This is a genomic window from Parolsenella sp. (assembly GCF_982402205.1).
Window position 1 is genome coordinate 1 of sequence record NZ_CEVYAT010000100.1, and the last position, 5868, is coordinate 5868.

Consider the following 5868-nt stretch of genomic DNA (forward strand, 5'->3'; position numbering starts at 1 on the left):
CAGCGCCGCCGGCGTGGTAGGGTAGCGGCGTTGCTCAACCGCCATCGCGAGGAGAACGCATGCAAGAGCTCAGCCAGCGCACGTCGCAGTTCACGGACTCCGTGATTCGCCGCATGACGCGCGTCTCCATGAAGTATGACGCCATCAACCTGTCCCAGGGCTTCCCCGACTTCGACCCGCCCGCGGCCATCACCGACCGCCTGGCCGAGGTGGCCCACACCGGCCCCCACCAGTACGCGATCACCTGGGGTGCCCCCAACTTCCGCGTCGCACTCGCCGCAAAGCAGAGCCCACGCATGAACCTCGACATCGACCCCGAGACGCAGATCGTCGTGACCTGCGGCTCCACCGAGGCCATAATGTGCTCGGTCATGACGGTCACCAACCCCGGCGACCGCGTCGTGATCTTCTCGCCGTTCTACGAGAACTACGGCGCCGACACGATCCTGTGCGGGGCCGAGCCCACCTACGTCGAGCTGCGCGCGCCCGAGTTCACCTTTGACGAGGCCGAGCTCGAGGCCGCCTGCGCCAAGAGCGGTACCAAGGCCCTCATCCTATGCAACCCCTCCAACCCCACGGGCCACGTCTTTACGCGCTCCGAGCTGGAGTTCATTGCCAAGATGGCCGAGAAGTACGACCTGTGGGTCATCACCGACGAGGTCTACGAGCACATCGTCTACGCGCCCTACGAGCACATCTACTTCGCGAGCCTGTCCGGCATGGCGCAGCGCACCCTGAGCTGCAGCTCGCTGTCGAAGACCTACAGCATGACCGGTTGGCGCCTGGGCTACGTCATCGCCCCCGCCGACGTCATCGACCGCGCCCGCAAGGTGCACGACTTCCTCACCGTGGGCGCCGCCGCGCCCCTCATGGAGGCGGCCGTTGCGGGCCTCGAGCTGCCGCAGTCCTACTACGATGAGCTCACGGCGCTCTACACCCACAAACGTGACCTGTTCTGCGGTGGCCTGCGCAGCCTTGGCTTTGACTTCGTCGAGCCGCAGGGCGCCTACTACGTCATGGCCAACGTCTCGTCCCTGGGCTACGCCGACGACTACGACTGCGCCGTCGACCTGTGCCGCAAGGTGGGCGTGGGCGCGGTTTCCGGCTCGTGCTTCTTCGAGGCACCCGAGCACCGCTTCGTGCGCTTTCACTTCGCCAAGTCCGACGAGGTCCTCAAGGCCGCGCTCGACCGCCTCGACGGCTGGCGCGAGAAGATGGCCCAGTAGGGGGCGGGGCGCCGCCGACCGGCGCCTGGCGCCTCGACAGCTACCTGTGCGGCGCCCGGTAGTTTGCACCTTGATGCCAGCCGTTTGGCAAAAGCCCTGCTCGCGCAGAGCGTTTGCCGCGGTTACGCATCGTTAACAAAAAAGTCCTTGCGCCGGGTAGGGTTTGGCGCGTATAGTCGCTGCCAACAAGCGCACGAGGCGCTTATCGACCACAAGAGAGGAGTACACCATGTTCCAGTCCATGAACAACAACTGGTGGTGGCGCAACTCGATCTCTCTCGGTCGATGGTGAGTCTTGTCGCGCCACATCTACGCGAAGCAAAAGGGCTCCCGGTTCGACCGGGGGCCCTTTTTTCGTAGCTCGGCGGCGTGCCCGAGCGGGGCGGCTCCCCACGGCTAAGCGCGCAACCCCTCAGCAAACAGGCCCGACGACCACAGGCCAGACGAAAGGATTACCACCATGTCCGAGAACAACCAGCAGGCTCGCACCGTCAACACCAACGACCGCGACAAGCTCGACCTCCAGGCCCTCGTCCTGCTCGCGGTGCTGCTCGCCGTCGGCTTCATCCTCAACTTCACCGTCGGTAAGGCCATCTCCTCGATCTCGGGCGGCATGATCAGCCCCGAGTTCATCATCTCGGCCTTCTGCCTCACGATCCTGGTTGTGCGCCCCAACATCGGCCAGGCGCTCATCATCGGCCTCATCTCGGCCGCCGTCATCCAGATCACGACGACCTCACCGTTCATCGACTTTGCCGCCGAGGGCGTCGCCGCCATGCTCATGGCCGGCATCGTGGGCGCCGCCTCCAAGAAGGGCGGCGTCTCCGCCCCCGCCGCGGCCGTCGCCACCTTCGTGACCACCGCGGTCTCCGGCCTCATCTTCATGGTCATCAAGATCGCGATGGTGGGCGCCGCCGAGCAGCTCGCCGCCGCCATGACGCCGGTCGTGCTCCTCACCGCCGTGTTCAACGCCATTCTGGTTGGCGCCCTCTACGTGCCAATCAAGAAGGCCCTGAAGCTCAACGACTAGCACCAGACCCTGCCGAGACTAACCAACAAACGCCAGCTCAAAGCCCGTAGGCACATTCTCGCGCCCCGTGCGCCCACAGAGAGGAAGCCATCATGGCCACCGAAGCCCGCACCGTCTCCGCCTCCGCCAAGTCCGCCGGCCTCGTCGACATCAAGTCGCTCGTCCTGCTCGCCATCCTGCTCGCCGCCGGCTTCATCCTCAACATGACGCTTGGCAACGCCCTCGCCATCGTGGGCATCAAGCCGCAGTTCATCATCGCCGCCTACGCCCTCACGATCGCCCTCACCAACGCCAACCTCGGCCAGGCCGCCATCTATGGCCTGCTTTCCGCCGCCGTCATCCAGCTCACCACGTCGATCCCGGGCCTCAACTTCGCCACCGAGCTCGTTGCCGCCCTCGTCATGAGCGCGCTCGTTCGCACCGGCGTCGACCGCGGCCTCAACCCGCTCGTCGCCGCCTTCCTTACCACGCTCGTCTCGGGCGGCCTGTTCGCCGTCGCCGGCACCGTGATGATGGGCGCCGAGCTTGCCACTGCGGTCGTGAAGGTGCCCATCGTCCTCGGCACCGCCGTCTTCAACGCCGCCGTGGTCCAGGCCCTCTTCTTCCCGCTCAACAAGGTTCTCGGCAAGTAACATCGATACCATGGAGGAGCGCCATCGCGGGCGCTCCTTTCTTGCGCCGCCACCGTGCGCGGCAGCGCGGGCAAGCAGGCCCCGCGCCCGCCACCTGGCGACGCGCGGGCGGGCAACCCCGATGCGCGCGCCATGAAGGTGGCGCCGCGCGCACCAACCTCCCAAGACTCGAAAGGCTCACATGGGAACCGCAACACCAATCATCGAGCTGAGGGACGTCTCGTTCTCCTACGACCGTGGCCGCGACAAGGCGCTCGACGCCGTGTCGCTCTCTATTGGCTCGGGCGAGTTCGTGGGCGTCATCGGCCCCTCGGGCGCCGGCAAGTCGACGCTCGCCGCCGTGATGAGCGGCGCCATCCCGCACCACTTCTCGGGCCAGCTCTTTGGCGCCACACTGGTCGACGGCCACGACACCTGCGACGTCACACTCACCGACATCTCGCGCCTCGTGGGCAGCGTGCTGCAGGACATCGACGCGCAGATGGTCGCGTCGGTGGTCGAGGACGAGATGCTCTTTGGCCTCGAGAACTTTGGCGTGCCACACGACAAGATCGAGGAGCGCCTCGCGGACGCCCTCGCCTCCGTTGGCATCTCAGACCTGCGCGACCGCGAGATCGCGACCCTCTCGGGAGGCCAGAAGCAGAAGGTCGCCATCGCCGCGATCCTGGCGCTCGAGCCGCGCGTGCTCGTGCTCGACGAGCCCACCGCCGCGCTCGACCCGGCCAGCTCGCGCCACGTCTTCGACATCCTGCGCCAGGTCAACGAGCGCATGGGCATCACGATTGTGGTCATCGAGCAGAAGGTGGCGCTGCTGAGCGAGTACTGCGCCCGCGTCGTGGTGATGGAGAAGGGCCGCGTGGCCTTTGACGGCACGCCGCACGAGGTCTTTGCGCACGGCGAGGAGCTGCGTGCGATGGGCGTCGACAGCCCCCGCGTGGCGCGTATCTCCAACAGCCTGGCAAGGCGCGGCCTCATCGAGCCCGGCCTGCCGTGCCTCAACGTTGCCGAGGCAACCTCGCTGGTGGCGGGCCTGGTTGGCCCGGACGCGCGCGAGGTTGGTGCCAGCCGCGCGCCCGCGGCCTCGCCCCACGCGCCCGCCGCCCGCTCGCACGCCGAGGGCGCCGAGCCCATCGTCGAGCTCACGGGCGTGAACTTCACCTACCCGGGTGGCGGCGCCTCGGTGCGCGACCTTGCCATGCGCGTCTATCCCGGCGAGCTCGTGGGCATCGTGGGTCAGAACGGCGCCGGCAAGACCACGCTCACCAAGCTGCTCAACGGCCTGCTCAAACCCAGTTCGGGCGAGGTGCGCATCGCCGGCCTTTCGACCTCCGAGGTGCCCACGAGCACCATCGCCGCCCACTGTGCCACGCTCTTCCAGAACCCCGACCACCAGATCTGCAAGGACACGGTGCTCGAGGAGATTGCCTTTGGCCTCGAGCTCCATGGGGTCGACCCGGCGGAGGCCAGCGAGCGCGCCGCCAAGGTCGCCGAGCGCTTTGGCCTGCCCGCCGACGAGGCGCCCTTCTCGCTCTCGCGCGGCCAGCGCCAGATGGTGGCCCTCGCGAGCGTCGTGGTCTGCGGGCCCGAGGTGGTGCTGCTCGACGAGCCCACGAGCGGCCTCGACTACCGCGAGTGCATGACGGTCATGGAGACGGTGCGCGAGATGGCCGAGCGCGGCAGCGCCGTCATCATGGTGTGCCACGACATGGAGGTCGTGAGCGACTTCGCCGAGCGCCTCGTGGTGATGGCGAACGGCCAGATCCTCGAGCGCGGCGTGGCCGCCGAGGTGTTCTCCAACGGCCCGCTCATGGAGCGCGCCTACGTGGCGCCCCCGCAGATGGTGCAGCTCGCCTCCGAGCTCTCGCGCGAGGTCTCGCCCGCGTTTGCCCAGATGAGCGAGGTCTCCGACATCGTCGACACCATCGAGGGGATGATCGTCCGTGGTTAACGTCATCGACTACGTGCCGGGTGCCACCGTCCTGCACCGCCTGAACCCGGTGGCAAAGCTGGGGCTTGCCGCCGGCATCATCGTCGCCACCTTTCTGGCAGACACGTTTCCGCTGCTCGTTGGCTTGCTCGTCCTCACGCTGGTGCTGGGTGCCTACGCGGGCGTGCTCAAGAACCTGCTGTCGCTGCTCAAGCTCCTCGTGCCGCTCGCCGTGGTGATGCTGCTTCTGCAGACCGCCTTCGTGCGCGAGGGCGACCCGGTCGTTGCCTGGATGACCACCGAGGGCCTCGTGACCGGCGGCAAGGCCTGCCTGCGCCTGCTGGGCGTGGCGCTGCCGCTCATCCTCATGCTCACGGTGACCAAGCTCAACGACCTCGCGAACGCCTGCGTCGAGGTGCTGCACGTGCCGTATCGCTACGCCTTCACGTTCACGACGGCGCTGCGCTTCGTGCCCGTGTTCTCGCAGGAGATGAACGCGATCATGGAGGCCCAGACGGCCCGAGGCGTCGAGTACGACACCAAGAACCCCATTAAGAAGATCAAGCTCATGCTGCCGCTGTGCGTGCCGCTGCTCGTGAGTTCGGTGGGCAAGACCGACGCGACGGCCCTGGCCGCCGAGCAGCGCGGCTTCTACCTGCGTTCGCGCGAGAGCAGCTACAAGCGTTACCCGCTCGCGGGCATCGACTTCGCCGCGCTCGCGGTGGCCGTGGCCCTCATCGTCTGTGGTGCCCTGCTCTAGGCGGGGGCAGGGGGACGGGTCTTTTGTCCCCGATTCTTGGGGACAGAGGGACAGGCCTACTGACGGGCCAAAGGGGTCGGGTCTGTTGGCACGCCCCGGGGTGCCAGCACCGCCCCGTTGCGACCCGCGCTGGTGTGCCAGAGGGCCCGGGTCTGTTGGCGCGTGGGGCTCTGGGGCGCGCTCGTGTACCTCGTCCCAACTCGTGGAGCTTTCATAGGCGGGCGGCTGGGTTTGTGCCCGGTCGCCCGTCTCGTCTATACTGAATCAACGAGCGCGCTCGGTGGGTTCGGGTG

General features: G+C 67.4%; 5 protein-coding genes. All 5 read left to right on the forward strand.

Going from position 1 to position 5868, the window contains the following annotated elements; translation table 11 throughout:
• Positions 1-59: 59 nt before the first annotated feature.
• Positions 60-1226, forward strand: a complete 1167-nt coding sequence (locus tag AC1VTH_RS06000) for a pyridoxal phosphate-dependent aminotransferase (RefSeq protein ID WP_481335252.1) — start codon at positions 60-62, stop codon at positions 1224-1226.
• Positions 1227-1686: 460 nt separating this feature from the next.
• Positions 1687-2256 carry a hypothetical protein gene (locus AC1VTH_RS06005; RefSeq protein WP_481335253.1) on the forward strand — a complete coding sequence of 190 codons (570 nt, stop codon included), beginning with the start codon at positions 1687-1689 and terminating at the stop codon, positions 2254-2256.
• Positions 2257-2348: 92 nt separating this feature from the next.
• Positions 2349-2888, forward strand: coding sequence for a hypothetical protein (locus AC1VTH_RS06010; protein WP_481335254.1), 540 nt, complete (start codon positions 2349-2351; stop codon positions 2886-2888).
• A 181-nt stretch (positions 2889-3069) separates the two neighbouring features.
• Complete coding sequence (locus tag AC1VTH_RS06015; RefSeq protein WP_481335256.1) at positions 3070-4836, forward strand: ABC transporter ATP-binding protein; 1767 nt, start codon at positions 3070-3072, stop codon at positions 4834-4836.
• The gene (locus tag AC1VTH_RS06020; protein WP_293674221.1) at positions 4829-5575 is read left to right on the forward strand and encodes an energy-coupling factor transporter transmembrane component T family protein; all 747 of its coding nucleotides are present in this window, start codon (positions 4829-4831) and stop codon (positions 5573-5575) included. Before AC1VTH_RS06015 ends, AC1VTH_RS06020 begins: the two co-directional genes overlap by 8 nt.
• The last annotated feature ends 293 nt before the right edge of the window (positions 5576-5868 follow it).